Origin of the sequence: Helicobacter heilmannii (assembly GCF_001283065.1) — a bacterium.
Classification (GTDB): Bacteria; Campylobacterota; Campylobacteria; order Campylobacterales; family Helicobacteraceae; genus Helicobacter; species Helicobacter heilmannii.
This window is the reverse complement of record NZ_CDMK01000002.1, coordinates 405068-422117: the sequence shown is the minus strand read 5'-3', so window position 1 is coordinate 422117 and position 17050 is coordinate 405068. Positions and strand designations below refer to the sequence as shown.

The window sequence follows — 17050 nt, the reverse complement described above, 5'->3', positions numbered from 1 at the left end:
AAAGGATTCTCATGTCTGCACGCATTGAAGCTAAGGGTTTTGCGATCCATTCTAAAGATGGAAAGTTTGCTGAGCATCACTTCACCCGCCATGCTTTGGGAGAGAAAGATGTGTTGATTGATATTCATTATTGTGGGATTTGCCACAGCGACATCCACTCCGCTTATAGTGAGTGGCATGACGGCATTTACCCCATGATCCCCGGGCATGAAATTGCGGGGGTCGTTCAAGAAGTAGGCGCACAAGTGCATAAATTTAAAGTGGGCGATCATGTGGGCGTGGGTTGTTTTGTCAATTCTTGCAAAGAGTGTATCCCCTGCCACGATCACCAAGAACAATTCTGTAAAAAAGCGGTGTTCACCTACGATTGTAAAGACCACTTCCACAACGATGAACCCCACATGGGGGGGTATTCTAATTGCATTGTGGTGGATGAAGACTATGTGATCCGTGTTCCCCACGATGCCCCCTTAGAAAAAGTCGCTCCCCTGCTTTGTGCCGGGATCACCACCTACTCGCCTTTGAAATTTTCCAACATCAAAAAGGGCTCAAAGGTGGGCATTGCCGGCTTTGGTGGGCTGGGGCATATGGGTTTAAAATACGCCTTGGCGATGGGCGCAGAAGTGAGTGTGATCGGGCGCAGCAATGCCAAAAAAGAAATGGCGTTAAACATGGGCGCAAAACACTACTACAGCGATGTGAAGGATGCTAAGGGGGCAAATTTAGATCTCATCATCTCCACCATCCCCACGCATTACAGCATAAAGGACTACCTAGATGTGCTTGCTTATGGGGGAGAACTCTCCATCGTGGGCTTGCCCCCAAGGGACAACCCCCCTGCAATCAGCGCCTCTAGTTTGGTGTGGCATGCGAACAAAAAAATCTATGGCTCACTCATTGGGGGGATTAAAGAAACCCAAGAGATGCTAGACTTTTCCGTCTTGCACAACATCTACCCCGAAATTGAGATTGTTATGGGTAAAGATATTGACAGAGTGTATTACGATCTCACCCACTCCAATGCGCAATTTCGCCATGTCATTGACATGAAAAAGTCGTTTGCCTCTTGAGATGGGTTGGCGCGGGTTACAAGATAAATTTGGGTGATCAAGGTGTTGTGGTTTAGGCTTGGATGTAGTTTAATCATCCCCCTTGATAAACACTAGATGTTAGGTTTTATCATCTAAAGTATCCAAAGATTTTAAGGAGTTCCTGTGTTTTTGCGATCTTTAATCCTAGCCTCAGCCCTCACTTTAGGCGCACAAGCCTAGACCTTTGTAGGTGCCAGCCACGCCCCAAGCCACATACAGGGGGATAATTTTTATGTGAGCTCCAAGGCGCATGTCCAAGAGGTGCGCTTTAAAACTAATACGGCTTAGAAGTGGCTGCAAAATTATTCACCCCCAAGGCGATGTACAAGGGTAAAAGATACCCCTCCCTGATTCACCCCATGGGAGTGCTTAAAGAGCAGACAAGCCAGCTTTATGCCACGAAGTTAGCCACAAGGAGCTTTGTGGCTCTAAGCTTTAAAATCAACCCATGTATTAAAGCCATCACCACGGTGAGCATGTATGACATGGGCGATGCCATAAGGCATGGGGTGCGTCATTCTGTCAGCAAGGCAGAGCGAGAGGCGTTTTTAAAAGAGGTGGCTATTGAGCACTACAAACAGTTTAGCACGCATAAAATCACCCGCTATGCAGTCGGCGCACCCACCAAGATTGATACCCATTCAAGCCCCATTGCTAAAGAGTTTTACGGCTTTTACCGCACCAAGAGGGGTGCATACACCACACAGGGCCAAGACCCTAAGCCCACCAGCCACCAGTTCTCTAGCGATGTCAAGTGCATCAACTTCTACCCCTTTTAAGGATACAGCATTTCGCCCCGCCCCATTTGATGCCTCTAGGCGTAAGGCGCACTCTAGGGGGTTTAGCCAAAGGTCTACGCCAAGGCCACAGTCTAAAGAGCTTAGGGTGCTTGGCTGTGGATTTACGAGCGCGCCCACTCATCCCCAAGATCACGCAATTTTTCAAAAAAATCTTAAAGTCAAGGATTAACATGTCTGTTTTAGTTGTTTTAGCCCACCCGAACTTAGCACACTCAAGAGTGAATAAAGCTTTAAGGGAAGCCTTAAGCTCTACAGGCGTGGAGGTGAGCGATCTATACGCCCTCTACCCCGATTTTAAAATCAATGTGGCAAGTGAACAGGATAAATTAGTCAAGGCTAAGCACATTGTTTTGCAATTTCCCATGTTTTGGTACTCCTGCCCTGCCCTGCTTAAGCAATACTTTGACGATGTACTGACCTATGGTTTTGCCTATGGTTCTAAGGGCAAAGCACTAGAGGGCAAGGGTTTGGGTCTAGCCATTAGTTTGGGCGCGCGTGAGGGGGATTTTCAAGGCAAATTTAGTTTAGAAAGTGTCTTAACCCCCTTTAGAGCCATCAGCCACTTCATCGGCACCAAGTATGCAGCACCATTTTTAACCTACGACACCGGCAACTTGAGCGACACCGCCCTACAAGCCCAAGCTAGAGGCTATCAAGAGTGGGTTAAGGGGCTGGCGTGAGAGATATTTTTGAGCGGGATTTAAGAGGGGAGATGGTGAGTATGGATGATCCCGAATTTCCTAAGCTTTATGGCGTGATCACCAACGCCCAAAAACTCATACACAAGCTCAACACACAAGAATTAAGCCCTGAAGAGATACGCGCCTTGATGGGAGAGCTGACGGGCAAACCCTTTGATGCCACAAACACGATTTTACCGCCCTTTTATGTGGATTTTGGGCGCAATATCAACTTTGGTAAGCACTTTTTTATGAACTCTGCTTGTAGTTTTATGGATCGGGGAGGGATTGACATCGGCGATCATGTTTTCATCGCTCCCAAGGTGTGTTTAACCACGATTAACCACGACTCCAATCCCTACAACAGACGCACGACTTTTTGTAAGCCCATTGTGATTCAAGATCGGGTGTGGATCGGCATCAACGCCACGATTTGCCCCGGGGTTACCATCGGGGAAAATTCCATCGTGGGGGCGGGGGCGGTTGTTACCAAAGATGTCCCACCTAATGTCATTGTAGGGGGCAATCCAGCTAGAGTGCTTAAGCGCATAGAGGTGCAGCATGCGCAAGGCTTTGGCTTATTTATTTTTCTCTCTTGCCCTACTCGGGGCACACACGCAGCACAAAGGACAGAGCATGCAAGAAGTGCATAGACAAGCGGAGTTTCAAGAATTTCAAGGCACAAGCGACAAATTCAGCGGAAATGTGCGTATCCAAATCTTGTTTGGACCTAATCAATGGCGCAATTTTGGCGGGGGGATCGTGCATTTTAGTCCCAAAGCTAGAAGTGCATGGCACACCCACCCTGCAGGGCAAACCTTGTTAGTTACAGAGGGCACAATTTACACGGGCACAGCCGATGGAAAAGTGAGCGTGGCGCACAAAGGCGATGTGATCTCTTGTCCGCCGGGAGTCAAGCACTGGCATGGAGCGGGGACACATACAAGCGGGGCGCATTTAGCCCTAACGGGGGATAAAAACGGAGAAAATGTCAAGTGGCTAGAAAAAGTCAGCGACACAGAGTACAACAAGGCAACAAACTCCCTAAAGCCTGCCAAGAGTGCCTTTAATCCCTTTGCAAATAGCCCTTTGAAGAGCGACTCGCACATGTATCACACCTTCAACCATTTTGCCATGCAAGAGGCTTTTAAGACTTCGGGCTTGGGCGTGCCCGAATACAGCCAAATTTTATTAGCATCCTTAGTGGCTCTAGGCTCTGTGCCCGCTTATGCGGACATGCTAGAGAGTGCGCTAGAGCATCAAGTCAGCCCAGTGGCCGTTCAAGAAATTTTATACCAAGCGATTCCCTATGTGGGCTTTGCACGGGTGCAAGACTTCTTAGAAACCACAAACCATGTTTTCCAAACTAGAGGGATTCACCTAGATTCACAAAAAGGGCTTTTACATACACAGAGGGCGCAAAGGGGTTTGGCGATCCAAAAAGAGATTTTCGGGCAAGTGATAGACCACATGAACGCTAACGCTCCTAAAGATGAGGCGCATATTTATCAATTTTTATCTGCGAACTGCTTTGGCGACTACTACACACGCAAAGGGCTAGATTTACACTTTAGAGAGTTGCTGACCTTTGTCTATTTGCTCTCTTTAGGCGGAGCTGATAGCCAGCTAAAAGCCCATGTACAGGGCAATATCAACATGGGAAATAACCGCCACAAGCTCATTAGTGTCGTTACAGCCCTAATCCCTGTTATTGGTTACCCTAAAGCTCTAAACGCCCTAAAAGCCATAGATACGGCTATCCCAGAACATAAAGAATAAGCCCCAAAAGACAAGCACCCTTAAGTTACCATGCCAAAAAGACAACACATGGATATGGAGTACCCATTATGCTATTGTTTCATTAATATTAATATTGGAGTGTTTTGTTCTACCCTAGAACCACCACAATAAAGCTAACTTATTAAGCTTAATGATGGTGTCTATGTGTATTATTGTCTAATGGCACCACACCGGCTATAAGGATAAAAGTGATTCTCAACGGCTCTATCTTGGATATTTTGGCACAAGTAGAAGACTCTAGCTTTGATCTCATCATCACTTCACCACCTTACAATGTGGGTAAGGACTATGAAAAGACTAAGAGTTTAAACGCCTATTTAAGAGAGTTTGAACCCGTATTAAAAGAGCTAAAAAGGGTGCTTAAAGAGAGCGGGAGTGTGGCGTGGCAAGTGGGTAATTTTGTCAAAGATAAAGAAATCTATCCCTTAGACATTTATTTTTATCCCTTATTTAAAGATTTGGGCTTTAAATTGAGAAACCGCATCATTTGGAAATTTGGGCATGGCTTGCACTCTAAACTGAGGTTTAGTGGCCGCTATGAAAGCATTTTGTGGTTTAGCAAGAGCGATACCTACACTTTTAATTTAGACAGCGTGCGTGTCCCCGCCAAATACCCCGGAAAACGCCACTTTAAGGGAGCTAAAAAAGGACAACTCTCAGGCAACCCAAGGGGCAAGAATCCGGCAGATGTGTGGGAGATTGTGGCTAAAGATTGGGAGTGCCAAATTTGGGACATTGTCAATGTCAAGAGTAACCATGTAGAAAAAACCGCCCACCCTTGCCAATTCCCCATAGAATTGGTCGATCGCCTCGTTTTAGCTTTAAGCAATCCAGGGGAGCGGGTTTTAGATCCCTTTGGAGGTGTGGGCACAACTTTAATCAGTGCGCTTAAAAATAGTAGAAAAGCCCTCTGTGTAGAAAAAGAAGAGCTGTATTGCCAAATCGCTAGAGAGAGGGTGTTGGATTTTTTTAAGGGAACGCTTAAATGGCGTGAAATGGGTCAAGAAATTTACACCCCCAAGAACGACAGCGTGGCACGCATACCAGAGGAGTGGCGTGGATTGGGGGTGTATTGAAAATTGCCTATTTGCACTCCCATTTAAATGGCTGGGAGTTTTTACAAGTCCATCACCCTAATTTGTGGCAAGAGATACAGAGCGTTATCCTTAATATCAATGCTTATGTGTGCCAAACAAAAATCTCACAAGAAAAAGGCAGACAAGGCAATTGCTTATTTTCTCCCGTAGAAATCAACAAGGCTTTTAAGGTTTCTTTAAATGCTTTGGGTTGGCTAGAAAATAGGCAAACCTATTACCTCACGCCCCACCAATCTCTAGCCTTTGAAACCATGTATCTAAACCCTGAAATGCAAAAGCAAGCCATAGAGGCACAGGGGCAAACGGCTTATTTATCTTACAACCAAACCGACTTTTTAAAATCCCGCATTGCCATAGAAGTGCAGTTTGGCAAATACGCTTTTGTCGCTTACGATCTCTTTGTCAAGCACATGGCTTTTTATGTCGCTAATGCTATTGATGTAGGTGTTGAGATCATCCCCACTAAAGCGATGTGCGCGCAAATGTCAAGCGGGATCGCCTATTATGAAAGTGAGGTCTATAACCTGTATCGACAAGGACGCAACACCCCAGCCGTGCCCTTGGTGTTAATAGGGATTGAGCCTTAATTTTCTAAAAACATAATCTATTTAAAAAAGGCAGCACATGGATCAAGAGTGGCACATTGTGTGGGTCTAGGGGATTAAAGCCCTTTAGCCCCCCATTGTGCTAAAATGCCTGTTTGATTTAACATATTTGGGGTTTTCTTGCTTACCTTTATCGATCTTTTTGCGGGCGTGGGGGGCTTTCACGCCGCTTTTTTGAAATGGGCTTCTTGTGTCTTTGCCAGTGAAAACAACCCAGCTGCACAGGCGACCTATAAACTCAATTTCCCCAAAACCCCCCTATTTGGCGACATCACCACCCAAGAGATCCAAGCACAAATCCCCCTAAATTTTGACATTCTATGTGGGGGCTTTCCATGCCAAGCTTTTAGCATTGCCGGGCACCAAAAGGGCTTTGCCGACACTAGGGGGACTCTCTTTTTTGAGATCGCCAAGATCGCCCACAGACACCACCCTAAAGTGCTTTTTCTAGAAAATGTGAAAAATCTAAAGACCCACGACAAGGGGCAAACCTTTAGCATTATCCTTAAAACCTTGCAAGATTTGGGCTATGCCCCCTACACCGCTATTTTAAACTCCGCCACACACGCCAATGTTGCTCAAAATCGCGAGCGGCTTTTTATTGTGGCGTTTGACATAAAGCAAGTGCCAAACCATGCCAAATTTAGCTTCCCCACCCCCATCAAGCTCACTAAAAATATCCACGCCTGCCTAGAAAGTGGGCAACAAGATCCTATCTTTTACTACACAGAAAAAAGCCCTTATTATGCGTGGCTGGCTAAAGAAGTGCTCAAAAGCGACACGCTTTATCAGATCCGCCGTGTATATGTGCGGGAGAATAAATCCAATCTCTGCCCCACACTCACAGCAAACATGGGTACGGGCGGGCATAATGTGCCTATCATTAAAGACGCTTTTGGTATCCGCAAATTAACCCCTAGAGAGTGCTTTAACTTTCAAGGCTACCCCAAGAGTTTTAAGCTCCCCAATTTGGCTAGCTCCAAACTCTACATGCAAGCGGGCAATTCGATCACCTTGCCCTTAGTGCAGAAAATCGCTAAAGAGATTGTAAGGGTTTTGGAGTGAGTTTCTTTGAACAAGACCAAGAGCAAGGTTTAAACTACGCCCAATGTTTAAGTGTCGTTGCCGGGTTATCTAAACTCTTTAGCGAAAGTGAAATTCCTTTTTTGCACTACCGCGTGGTAGAAAATCTCTTTTGCCAATGTTTTCACGCCCAAAATTTGAGCCGATCGGACACCGCTTATGACGCTAAAATAGGGGACTTGGGCGTGGGGCTTAAAACCTTTACTTGCCACACAAACGCTAAGATTGAAAAAATCGCCGAGTTTAATAAAAACGCCCCACATTTAAGAGAAACCAAAGACCCCAAAACCCTAGCCCACACCCTAGCTAAGTTGCGTAATGAACGCATAAAGCTAGCCCAAGATTTATACGGGATCAAACACGCCCTTTATCACATTGTCGCTAGGGACAATCATAAATTGCTCTTGTTTGAAACCGACTATCAAGAAATCAACCTTGAGCAAATCCACTGCATTAAAAACACCCCTAAAAGCCTACACTTTGAAGACGGGCAACACGAATACAGCTTTAACTACTCTAAAAGTGTGTTGCAACGAAAATTTTATGTCCCCAAAGATTGCCCCAGCGTCAAGGTGCAAATTTTAGACAACCCTTTAGATTTGCTTTTGCCAAATCTCCCACAAATAAGCACAACAAAACCTAAAATAGCAGGCATAGATTATGTGATTTTACCCCTATACAGCCCTAAAACCCACGCCGTGCCCGAGCATAGTGGCTTAAACCACTGGAATGCCAACGGGCGGGCTCGAAAGTGTGGCGAAGTTTATTTACCTGTGCCTGCACAAATCCACCGCCTAAGCCCCACATTTTTCCCCACCAAAGACACCCCCTTTATCCTAAAAACCCCATTGGGCGAAGCCTTGCAAGCTAAACTTTGCCAAGATGGGGCAAAAGCCTTAATGAGCAATCCTAACGATGCCCTAGCCCATTGGCTCTTAAGGGTGGTTTTACGCTTGCAAGAAGGCGAACTTGCCACTTATGCAAAAATGCAAAATTTGGGCTTTGATTGTGTGGCGATTGAAAAAATACAAGAAGGGGAGTATGCCATTGACATTAGGGCTGTGGGGAGCTATGAGCGGTTTTTACAAGATTGTAGGGCTAAACACCCCTAGACACCAACAAGAAAGGCACATGCATGGCATTTACCATTATCGAAGTTGAAAGACAAACGGGCATCCCTTCGCGTAAAATCCGCTTCTGGTGCGATAAGGGGCTATTCCCCTTTGTGCAAAGCGATTTAAACGGGGTGCGTTACTTCTCTAAAAGCGACATGGCTTGGGTGGAGTGGGTGCAGTGTTTGCGTGCATGTGGCATGCCCCTAGCCACGATTAAAAACTATATCACCCTAGCCCAACAAGGCATGAAAAGTGCCCCACAACGCAAGGCAATTTTAGAGCAACAACTGCAAGCCCTGCACGCCCAATTAAAAACTCTGCAAAAGGCCAAGCAGAAAATCGCATACAAAATCACGCTTTACACGCAGATGATCGCCGAACAAAAGGACTTTTTAAACCCCCAACACCCCGATTATACAGGCACATGTAACAAGAACCCTTGACAAACCATAGGGGTAAAATCTTTGTGTAAGGGGCACAATTTCATTGTACCTCCCTTGACAAACACCAAGTGTCAGGTTTTATAATTCTAGCACCTTTACAAACAAGGAGCAAAAATGCAATACAGAGCTTTAGGACAATTCAAAGTCAGCCCATTAGCTTTAGGATGCATGGGCATGAGTTTTGGTTATGGCGAAGTGCATGACAAAAAAGAAATGATTAAACTCATACACAAAGCCTTTGAGCTAGGCATTAACTTTTTTGACACCGCTTAAAGCCTATGGGGAATACAATGAAGAGCTTCTAGGCGAAGCCATTCAAAGCATTAGGAACAGAGTTGTCCTAGCCAGCAAATTTGGGATTTACAAAGAGCAAGCACAAGGGTGGGCTTTAAAAACCGACTCCAGCCCTAAACGCATACGATTAGCCCTAGAGGGGAGCTTAAAACGCCTAAAAGTGGAGTGCCTAGACCTTTACTACCAGCACCGCGTGGATACCAACACCCCCATAGAGCAAGTCGCAAGCACCATGCAAGAGCTCATTAAAGAGGGCAAGATCAAAGCATGGGGCATGAGCGAAGCGGGGCTAGAGAGCCTGCAAAAAGCCCACGCCATTTGCCCGCTCACAGCATTGCAAAGCGAATATTCTTTGTGGCATAGAGAGCCCGAAAAAGAGATTTTGGGCTTTTGTGAAGCAAATAACATTGCTTATGTCGCCTTTTCGCCTTTGGCTAAGGGGCTGTTTGGGGGCAAAATGGATAAAAACGCCACTTTTTCTAAAGAGGACTTTAGAAATATCGTGCCCAAATTTAGCCAGCAAAACCTAGCCCAAAATTACGCCTTAGTGGAGTTCTTGCAAACCACCGCCAAGAATAAAAACGCCACGCCCGCACAAATCGCCCTTTCGTGGATTTTACACATGCAACGCATTGTGATCCCGCTATTTGGCACGACCAAAGAAACGAGATTAATCGAAAATGTCGGGGCTCTAAGCGTGCAATGGCAGGCGGGCGAGCTAGAAGCCTTCAACGAACAGCTAGAAAAAATCCATATTGCCGGGGAGCGCTACCCCACACATCTCAATGAAAAGGTGGGCAAATAAGCCTGAAATGCCCCCACGATTAACCCGACTTAGGCTATAATAGCCTCATTTTTCAAAGGGGTTTTTATGTGGCGCTGGTTATTTTTAGCAGGGTTCTTTTTGGGCTGTAATAGCGTGTTCTCGCCCTTTAGCCTAAATTTGAGCTACCCACTCACCCCAAGTAAGCCCAACCCCGCCCTAAAGCCCCTATTCTTAAACCCCCCAGATGTGGTGTTTAACGCCGAGTTTGTGCCTAGATACGACCAAGCGCAATTTAAAAAAGCCCTACAAAAGGCCACCGCGGGGATTTTACAGCATTTGGGCTATTCTTTGAGTCCACAGGGCTACAACACTCAGTTAAAAGCCCAAATCAGCATCCATTTCGAAAACACCCCCAAGGACCTAAAAGCCATCGCCAAAATGCTCAAAGCAAGCCACAACAACTCGCTAGACCCATCTAGAGTATTGCAAATGCTAGAGGCTAGGGCGGATCTTAGTTTGCGTCTATGTGCTAAAGACAGCCCCAAGTGTCTAAGCCATGTCAGCGTGCAGATACAACAACCGATTTTGCGCGCCAACCCGCTAGATAGCGACCCCAATGAGCGCAGCGGGCCCAATGCCAATTACAACCACGCCCTGAATTTAGCCCTAAATAAAATCTTTAAAAAGAGCATGCAGGCGTTGCAAAACGATTTAAGGGGGGGGCAAACCTTTATCCTAAACCCATAGCCCAGGAGATGCCATGCTATCCAAAGATGTAACCGAATACGCCAAAGTCAAGAGTGAACTTTACGCCTATGTGTCCTATCTGCTGACCCAAAACATTAAAAACTACCTTAAAGAACCGACTCTAAAATATATACAGCTGGCAATGGAGCGCATCAAACAAGAGGTCCGCATTAAAGAGGACATTTTTATTTTAGATGTCAATGGTAACTTGATCGATGGAGAGGGCAATGTCAAAAACTCTTTTGCGCAAAACTCTTTGGAGCGGGGCTACTTTTATGAGGCCATCGCTGAGCGCCGCTGCATCTTAACCAACCCCTACCCCACCCGCAGCAATCGGGGGCTTGTGGTTACAGCCGCCTACCCCATTTACAACGACCAAGAAGAGTTGTTTTATGTGGTGTGTATGCACATCCCTTTAAGGGTTGCTGTGGCTTTAAGCTCGTCTTCCAAACATTATAGTGCCTTTGCCGATGGTAGCGTGATCATGTACTTTAGCATTTCTATTACGCTCGCTCTGGTGTCCTTGCTCTTGTTCGTTAAAAGTCTATCTAGTCTATACCGCGCCTTAACCCACTTTGGCAGCTTTGATGTCAAAGAGGTGTTCCACCCCATTGTGCTTTTGACTTTGGCTCTAGCCACCGTGGATTTAGTCAAAGCGATTTTTGAAGAGGAAGTGCTGGGCAAGAACAGCGGGGATAGCCACCATGCCATCCACCGCACGATGATCCGCTTTTTAGGCTCGATCATCATCGCCTTAGCCATTGAGGCGTTGATGTTGGTGTTTAAATTCAGCATCAGCGCGCCCAACAAGATCATTTACGCTGTGTATTTAGCCGGTGCGGTCTCAGCCCTGCTTGTCAGCCTAGCCATTTATGTCAAATTCGCCTACGGGGCGGCTAACGAGTCCAATGGTAGGGATTAGACCACTTAAGTGGCACACGCCTTTAAAGGCCCAGCAGACCAACCCTCTAAATTTTGCCCCCAGTCAGCTAAGGTTTGCAGAGCTTGGTCTTAAAGGGGTTGTTAAGCTAGACTAGATAGCCCCCACAAAACAAGCATGGAGCGCACTTTAAGCCTTAAACTTTTCCCCTAGCCCTTAAATCTAGCGCACAGCAGCCCTAGGATTTTATATGGATACCTAAGAAGCATGGTGGCCATATTGGCTTTTATGCCATTCTCCCTACACGCCCTTAGATTTTCTTGATTGGCTAGCCATAAACTCTTTAGCCCCCTAGTGCTCACCCCCCCCACGCCCATTTTCACCCACACATGCGGCACATACACCGCCTTTAAGCCCGCCACAACCAAAGTCCTTAGCAGAAACTCATAATCGGCGGCGATTTTATAATCGATTTTATAGCCCCCAAAACGATCATACACTGCCTTACGCACAAATAAAGTTGGGTGTGCCGGGACCTTGCCGTAAAAAAACCCCCTCTTGCTAAAATGCCCGCTCACATAGCAGCGCACCACCCTACCTCCCTTGACATACACCAGGTCAGCATAGACCATGTCCGCCTGTGGGTGGTTTTTAAATGCCTCGAGCACTTGGCTTAAGACTCCCGTATGCGCATAACAATCATCGCTATTAAGGATGCCGATAATCTCGCCTTTAGCGCGCGCAATGCCCTTATTCATTGCATCATAAAGCCCCAAATCTGGTGAGCTAAAGACTTGCAAATGGGGGTAGGCTTTTAAAACCTCTAGTGTGTTGTCTATGCTGCCCCCATCTAAAATCAAATGCTCCATTGGGGGCGCGCTTTGGGCGGCCACACTCTCCACACATGTTTTAATCGTCTGCCCCCCATTTAATACGGGGGTGATGAGAGAAAGATTAATAATGCCCCCCCTTAAGCCCCTCAAAGGGGTTGTTTATGGGGGTGTAGGGCTTGTGGGCTTTGGGCTTGGACTGGGGAATGCTCTCAATCACCTGGGCCACGCTAAGCATCCGCACGCCGTCGCACGCCCCCTTAAGCTCATCGGGGAAGGGGGGGAACTTCTCCATGCGCCCGATAAAGACCTTAAAGACATGCTGGCCTCTAGCAAACTCCAAAGCAGGCACAAAGCCGCTATCGCGGCTAAAGAGCAAGATATGCCCGTGTTGATTGGTTTGGTAGAAATTATCCACCAAATGCGCCATGTCCAGCCCCAAGAGCAAATCCACCTGTTTTTGGCGCACGAACATTTGCTTACGCATGCTCTGTATTTTAACCTTATCCGCCTCTGCAATGCAGGGCACATATTCAAAAAGAATCTTCGCCTTACCCACCCGCACTTCTTTTGGCATGTCTGTAAAGAGCGTCAAATTACGGTTGAACTCTTGGACATTGTTAGAGCGGCGGATTTTGCCCTCATAGTCTTTAGGATAGTCGTACTTGTAGGCCTCAATCTGCGCCTTTAAGTCGTCTCTAGCCCGAGCGGTTGCCTTCACAAAGGGCTCGGATACATAGATATACATGCGCTAAAGCACTTCATCGGGCTGGATAAAGGCTTTAAAAAACGCCATGAGCTGGTGCATGTTGTTGTAATTAAAATAAGGGGGCTTAAAATCGGGGCAGAATTTTTGCAAAAATTCAAAATCCCCCCGTAAACACTCCCAATCCACAAACACAATCAATTTTATTTTTTCTGTAAAAGGCATAGTCTCTCCTAAAAAATGAAAATACTAGATATATCACTTTCCATCGCTCTAACTTGTATGCGGGATTAATGCGCCATGGCTCCTTGTATAGAGATATAAATTAAAAAACCATCACAAATACGCCCCTACTTGCTTAGAATCTTTGGCCTCTAAATCCCACGCAAGAGCCCCTCTCAAAAGCGTAGGGTAATGCTCTTTAAAGCCCTCTAAAAGCCCTCTAAAAGCCTCTTTATTTGTAGGATCGAACACAAAGCCATTGACTCCATTTTGCACCAAAACCTGCGCCCCGCACGCTTGACTTACCAAGACGGGCAAGCCCACCGCTAAGCCTTCCTCCACCACCAAGCCCCAAGTCTCGGCAATGCTAGGCAACACCAGTGCGTCATGCGCGCACAGCAGGCCGGCCATTTGGCTATTTTCCACCGCCCCTAAAAACGCCACATTGGCACTTGCCATGCCTTTTAATTTGGCCTCTAACTCCCCTATGCCCACAAGACTCAAGTCTAAATGGGGCAACTCTTTAAAGACGCTTAGCAAAAACTCTAAATTTTTCACCGCGCTCAAGCGGGCAATACAGATAAACTTTTTAGCGTAGGGGCGAGGCTCTCTTTTAAGCTTAGGCGGATTGATGATCCCCACCCCATGCGTGGTTTTCACCACACCTTTAAAGTGTAGGGCTTCTAAGAGTTTGGCGTGCCACTCTCCGCATACAAAGGCAAGCCCCACCCGCTTTAAAAACAGCCTCTTTAAGCTAGCCTTAAACCCCTTAATTTGGCTCTCTTTTAGGCTGGATTCCACGACTAGGGCGTTTTTAAATTTAGGGCTAAAAGCCCACGCGGCCCAAAACTCCACACAATCCCACCCCCCAAGCAACAAGCGTTTATAGGGGTGTTGTTTTAAGATTTGACAAAGTTTGAGTACATTAGAAAAAGTGGGGCGCGCCTGCAAAGCCCCTTTAAAAAGTACTTTATAGCCAAACTTGGCACTTTCTAGGGCGTTAAAATCCTTGGCGCGCACCTCTTTAGTGTCCGTGGCTAAGAACACTACAAAGATTTTTAAGGATTGGGCGAGCTCGTTGTAAAGATTGACCTTGTAAAATACGGGCAGGGGGGTTAGGATGAGATAATCTAGCACACCCCCCCCTTCAAGCTCTCATACAGCGCGATCATCTGCCTAGCCACCACCCCCTCGCTAAAATGCTCCAGCACAAACGCCCGCGCCCTCGTGCTTAAATCTGCGCCATTTTCTAGCACCCACTCTAAGCCCGCGCCCAAATCCTTGGTTTCAAAGGGCTTAGCCAAGTAGCCATTCTCTTGGTGTTGGATCAAATCCACCAAGCCTCCCACTTTAAACGCCATCACAGGGATACCACACGCCAAACCCTCCATCGCCATGTTGCTTAAATTCTCTTGACGGCTAGGTACCACAAGCGCGTCTATAGAGTTATAGAAAGCCACGAGACTAGCCGTGTCGTGCAATGCGCCCAAATGGTGGGTTTTAAAGGGCAAATAAGCCGGCTTTGTTGACCCTACCACCACCAATTCTAACTCCAAAGAGCAAGAAAGCAGAGCCTGCAAAAGCAAATCGTAACCCTTAATAGGATTGTTGACATCCATTGCCCCAAAACCCACAAGCTTTTTAGAAGTGTTTAAACCCAATAATTGCCGACAAAATGCCTTGTCTAGGGGCTTGTAGCTACTTGTGTCTATGGGGTTGGGGATGTTGTAATGGGGCTTGTCTTTTAAGAGCACGCTTTGGCTGGCAAGGTTAGAGAGCCACGCGCTCACCCCAACGATGTTTAAATTAGGGGTTTTGGCATACGCCCGTTGTTTCATCTTAAAACCCCAAGTGGCCAAATCGCGCTCAAAGGGGCTGTTTAAAATACAAGAGCGGTTATAGGCGTGCTCGCTCTCATCGCAGTAGTAGTGATCCCCGCCTGTAAAAGCCCACATGTCGTGTAAACTCCACACCAGAGGGGCCTTGATTTTAGGCAAGTCCCTTAGTGCCAGTGCCCCCCGCCCAATCCAGTGCAAATGCACGATGTCCGGTTTTAACTCTTGAATGGCACTTAAAGGCAGGCTAAAGGGCAAGTAGCCCAAATTGAACACCCCCTTTTTGCGCTTAGGATAGAGCAAAATCGGGGCTTTGTCCAAATAGGGGCGCACAAACGCCCACGCTTTGGCAAGATTACTTTGTGGGCTTAAGATATGTGGCTCTAGCCCCCTATGTCGCCCATCTTGCACCCACACGAAACTCTCTACCCCTTCTTTCAGCAAAGCACTATGCAGACGCAAACACGCCCTCGCCGCCCCCCCTGTGAGTGTGGCGTTGATGTGTAAGACCTTCATGGGAACTCCCATGTGCTTTTGATCTGCCGACTTTTCATTTTTGACCTTTTGGATTTGCTTCATTGTAGCGGGTTTTTATTGGTTGTACTATTATGCTAAAATGGCAAGCTAATTTCATCGAAAGGTTTTAATGCATACCCCCCCCACTTAGACCCCACACCCCTTGCCACCTACACCCTATGCCCCAACGATGTACACGGCGGGTTAAGGGTGCAAGGGCACTTCAAACAGAAAAGCCAAGATAAACCCCTTGTGAGTGTGCTCATGGCAACCTTAAACAGCCAAGAGTTCCTAGAGCAAACCCTAACGAGCATTTTTGTCCAAGACTACCCGCATTTAGAAATCATTGTGATCGATGGCGGCTCAAACGATCAAACTTTAGAGACTTTAAAACGCCACAGCGATCGCATCGACTATTTTTTGAGTCAAAAAGATAGCGGCATTGCTGAAGCCTTCAATAAGGGGGTGCGCTTGGCTTTGGGCGATTACATCAACTTCCAAGGCGATGGGGATGGGTATTTGAACCACAAAGCTTTAAGCCAGGCTTTGGAGGGCGTTAAGGGGGATTGGTGAGCGCGCGCGTTGAGCGTGTGGCGCACACGGGCGAAGTGCTCTACACTTCACCCTATCTCAAAGACTTTAATAAAAAATTCTGTTGCACAAAATGATCCAGCACCAAGGCTTGCTCATCCATCGAAACTATTTTAAAACCTATGGTCTCTTTGATGAAAGCTTGGTTTATAGCATGGATTACGAACATTTGTTGCGCTCTTACCACAACTTCCCCTCTTTTTTAGCAAAAGATGTGGTGTTGGCTAGGTGGCGTGATGATGGGCTGGGATCGCATAAAGAATGTGAAATCTTTGCCGAGTGGGCACACATCAAGGAAAAGAACAAAGTTACCCCCTCTTTGGTGCTTAAGGCCATCGATTTGTGGATCAGATTTAAATTTAACCTGAAAAAACTTTTAGGCTGGCAGGGCAAGCACTAAGCCCAAAGCCGCGCGATTTGGTGTTCCCTCAAACGCCAAATCCCATGCAAAGGCATGTTTTAGGTGAGCATGATGTGGGGCAAGTAAGCTAGAGAATCTCGATGGGTGTTAAAGAGTGTGCCCCGCCTTATGGTGACCGCACTTCTTAAACCCAAGACTTAAATGACTTCAACTTCTTTTAAGCCTGCATCGCCCACGCGCCCAAAGGGATACAAAGTGCTTGGTCTTAAACCCCTAAAAGCTCCTTTAAAAGTGCGTTGCCTATTTGATCTCTTCTAAAACGGCGTTTTATGGGCGAGTCTAGCCAGTCTAGGATGGGTCTTGGTGTGGCTGGGGTTCTTTGAACGAAATGGGCGTTATGCACCTTAAAAACGGGAGCGGCATTGGTGTAAGTACAGACAAAGTCATCAACTAGGCTGAAGTGCACAGCGTTTTGTAGGAGCTTGTCTTGCTCTAAAAGATCGCAAATCTCATCCAAGTCCACAAAGTCGTACCCCTTTTGTTTAAGCCGAGTTCAAAAGCTGTCTAAAAATGCCACACTGGGGTCAT

Annotated in this window: 20 protein-coding genes and 1 pseudogene; 15 read left to right on the top strand and 6 right to left on the bottom strand. The window is 46.7% G+C overall.

Translation table 11 applies throughout. From position 1 onward, the window contains the following. Positions 1-11: 11 nt before the first annotated feature. The 13 genes and pseudogenes from AOG36_RS06240 to AOG36_RS06180 all read left to right on the top strand — a co-directional run bounded on the left by AOG36_RS06240 (position 12) and on the right by AOG36_RS06180 (position 11443). Positions 12-1070, top strand: a complete 1059-nt coding sequence (locus AOG36_RS06240) for an NAD(P)-dependent alcohol dehydrogenase (protein ID WP_053825687.1) — start codon at positions 12-14, stop codon at positions 1068-1070. A 311-nt stretch (positions 1071-1381) separates the two neighbouring features. After that, positions 1382-1870 (top strand): hypothetical protein, encoded by a 489-nt coding sequence (locus AOG36_RS06235; protein WP_015106967.1) that lies wholly within the window; start codon positions 1382-1384, stop codon positions 1868-1870. A 191-nt stretch (positions 1871-2061) separates the two neighbouring features. After that, entirely contained in the window at positions 2062-2571 is a 510-nt protein-coding gene (locus AOG36_RS06230) for an NAD(P)H-dependent oxidoreductase (protein ID WP_015106969.1), read from the top strand. Then, on the top strand, positions 2568-3224 hold the full coding sequence (locus AOG36_RS06225) for a sugar O-acetyltransferase (RefSeq protein WP_015106970.1): 657 nt from the start codon (positions 2568-2570) through the stop codon (positions 3222-3224). The genes AOG36_RS06230 and AOG36_RS06225 overlap by 4 nt, the downstream gene beginning before the upstream one ends. Continuing rightward, positions 3208-4350 (top strand): cupin domain-containing carboxymuconolactone decarboxylase family protein, encoded by a 1143-nt coding sequence (locus AOG36_RS06220; protein ID WP_015106971.1) that lies wholly within the window; start codon positions 3208-3210, stop codon positions 4348-4350. Before AOG36_RS06225 ends, AOG36_RS06220 begins: the two co-directional genes overlap by 17 nt. 209 nt (positions 4351-4559) lie before the next feature. Then, positions 4560-5447: a DNA-methyltransferase gene (locus AOG36_RS06215; RefSeq protein ID WP_015106972.1), complete on the top strand. Its 888-nt coding sequence runs from the start codon at positions 4560-4562 to the stop codon at positions 5445-5447. Continuing rightward, positions 5444-6055, top strand: a complete 612-nt coding sequence (locus tag AOG36_RS06210) for a BglII/BstYI family type II restriction endonuclease (protein ID WP_015106973.1) — start codon at positions 5444-5446, stop codon at positions 6053-6055. The genes AOG36_RS06215 and AOG36_RS06210 overlap by 4 nt, the downstream gene beginning before the upstream one ends. A 138-nt stretch (positions 6056-6193) precedes the next feature. Continuing rightward, on the top strand, positions 6194-7138 hold the full coding sequence (dcm, locus tag AOG36_RS06205; RefSeq protein WP_015106974.1) for a DNA (cytosine-5-)-methyltransferase: 945 nt from the start codon (positions 6194-6196) through the stop codon (positions 7136-7138). After that, on the top strand, positions 7135-8268 hold the full coding sequence (locus AOG36_RS06200; RefSeq protein WP_015106975.1) for a phospholipase D-like domain-containing protein: 1134 nt from the start codon (positions 7135-7137) through the stop codon (positions 8266-8268). The genes dcm and AOG36_RS06200 overlap by 4 nt, the downstream gene beginning before the upstream one ends. A gap of 23 nt (positions 8269-8291) precedes the next feature. Beyond that, positions 8292-8714: a MerR family transcriptional regulator gene (locus tag AOG36_RS06195; RefSeq protein WP_053825684.1), complete on the top strand. Its 423-nt coding sequence runs from the start codon at positions 8292-8294 to the stop codon at positions 8712-8714. Positions 8715-8828: 114 nt separating this feature from the next. Further along, positions 8829-9813: pseudogene (locus AOG36_RS06190) on the top strand (aldo/keto reductase). Positions 9814-9879: 66 nt separating this feature from the next. Next, positions 9880-10521, top strand: coding sequence for a hypothetical protein (locus tag AOG36_RS06185; protein WP_015106978.1), 642 nt, complete (start codon positions 9880-9882; stop codon positions 10519-10521). Between the two features lie 13 nt (positions 10522-10534). Further along, on the top strand, positions 10535-11443 hold the full coding sequence (locus AOG36_RS06180; RefSeq protein ID WP_015106979.1) for a PDC sensor domain-containing protein: 909 nt from the start codon (positions 10535-10537) through the stop codon (positions 11441-11443). Positions 11444-11610: 167 nt separating this feature from the next. Here AOG36_RS06180 and AOG36_RS06175 read toward each other — a convergent pair whose 3' ends face one another. The 5 genes from AOG36_RS06175 to AOG36_RS06155 form a co-directional block, all read right to left on the bottom strand. Beyond that, positions 11611-12363, bottom strand: coding sequence for a glycosyltransferase family 2 protein (locus tag AOG36_RS06175; protein WP_202903438.1), 753 nt, complete (start codon positions 12361-12363; stop codon positions 11611-11613). Further along, entirely contained in the window at positions 12356-12979 is a 624-nt protein-coding gene (locus AOG36_RS06170) for a PIN domain-containing protein (RefSeq protein ID WP_053825683.1), read from the bottom strand. The genes AOG36_RS06175 and AOG36_RS06170 overlap by 8 nt, the downstream gene beginning before the upstream one ends. A gap of 3 nt (positions 12980-12982) precedes the next feature. Then, on the bottom strand, positions 12983-13162 hold the full coding sequence (locus AOG36_RS06165; protein WP_015106982.1) for a hypothetical protein: 180 nt from the start codon (positions 13160-13162) through the stop codon (positions 12983-12985). 111 nt (positions 13163-13273) lie between these two features. Next, positions 13274-14296, bottom strand: a complete 1023-nt coding sequence (locus AOG36_RS06160; RefSeq protein ID WP_015106983.1) for a glycosyltransferase family 4 protein — start codon at positions 14294-14296, stop codon at positions 13274-13276. Further along, on the bottom strand, positions 14290-15573 hold the full coding sequence (locus tag AOG36_RS06155; protein ID WP_015106984.1) for a glycosyltransferase: 1284 nt from the start codon (positions 15571-15573) through the stop codon (positions 14290-14292). Before AOG36_RS06155 ends, AOG36_RS06160 begins: the two co-directional genes overlap by 7 nt. Before the next feature lie 147 nt (positions 15574-15720). Between AOG36_RS06155 and AOG36_RS09090 the strand changes: the two genes are divergently transcribed. Together AOG36_RS09090 and AOG36_RS09085 are read left to right on the top strand one after the other, a co-directional pair. Beyond that, complete coding sequence (locus tag AOG36_RS09090; RefSeq protein WP_053825682.1) at positions 15721-16083, top strand: glycosyltransferase; 363 nt, start codon at positions 15721-15723, stop codon at positions 16081-16083. Positions 16084-16165: 82 nt separating this feature from the next. Further along, complete coding sequence (locus AOG36_RS09085) at positions 16166-16501, top strand: glycosyltransferase family protein (RefSeq protein ID WP_231630251.1); 336 nt, start codon at positions 16166-16168, stop codon at positions 16499-16501. 226 nt (positions 16502-16727) lie between these two features. Here AOG36_RS09085 and AOG36_RS06140 read toward each other — a convergent pair whose 3' ends face one another. Then, entirely contained in the window at positions 16728-16985 is a 258-nt protein-coding gene (locus tag AOG36_RS06140) for a hypothetical protein (RefSeq protein ID WP_053825680.1), read from the bottom strand. Positions 16986-17050: the final 65 nt, after the last annotated feature.

Bases quoted from the DNA above. Each gene is read 5' to 3' on its own strand.
- AOG36_RS06195 (WP_053825684.1), top strand. From the start codon at position 8,292: ATGGCATTTACCATTATCGAAGTTGAAAGACAAACGGGCATCCCTTCG.
- AOG36_RS06185 (WP_015106978.1), top strand. From the start codon at position 9,880: ATGTGGCGCTGGTTATTTTTAGCAGGGTTCTTTTTGGGCTGTAATAGC.
- AOG36_RS06240 (WP_053825687.1), top strand. From the start codon at position 12: ATGTCTGCACGCATTGAAGCTAAGGGTTTTGCGATCCATTCTAAAGAT.
- AOG36_RS06155 (WP_015106984.1), bottom strand. From the start codon at position 15,573: ATGAAGCAAATCCAAAAGGTCAAAAATGAAAAGTCGGCAGATCAAAAG.
- AOG36_RS06165 (WP_015106982.1), bottom strand. From the start codon at position 13,162: ATGCCTTTTACAGAAAAAATAAAATTGATTGTGTTTGTGGATTGGGAG.
- AOG36_RS06230 (WP_015106969.1), top strand. From the start codon at position 2,062: ATGTCTGTTTTAGTTGTTTTAGCCCACCCGAACTTAGCACACTCAAGA.
- AOG36_RS06220 (WP_015106971.1), top strand. From the start codon at position 3,208: ATGCAAGAAGTGCATAGACAAGCGGAGTTTCAAGAATTTCAAGGCACA.
- AOG36_RS06180 (WP_015106979.1), top strand. From the start codon at position 10,535: ATGCTATCCAAAGATGTAACCGAATACGCCAAAGTCAAGAGTGAACTT.
- AOG36_RS06170 (WP_053825683.1), bottom strand. From the start codon at position 12,979: ATGTATATCTATGTATCCGAGCCCTTTGTGAAGGCAACCGCTCGGGCT.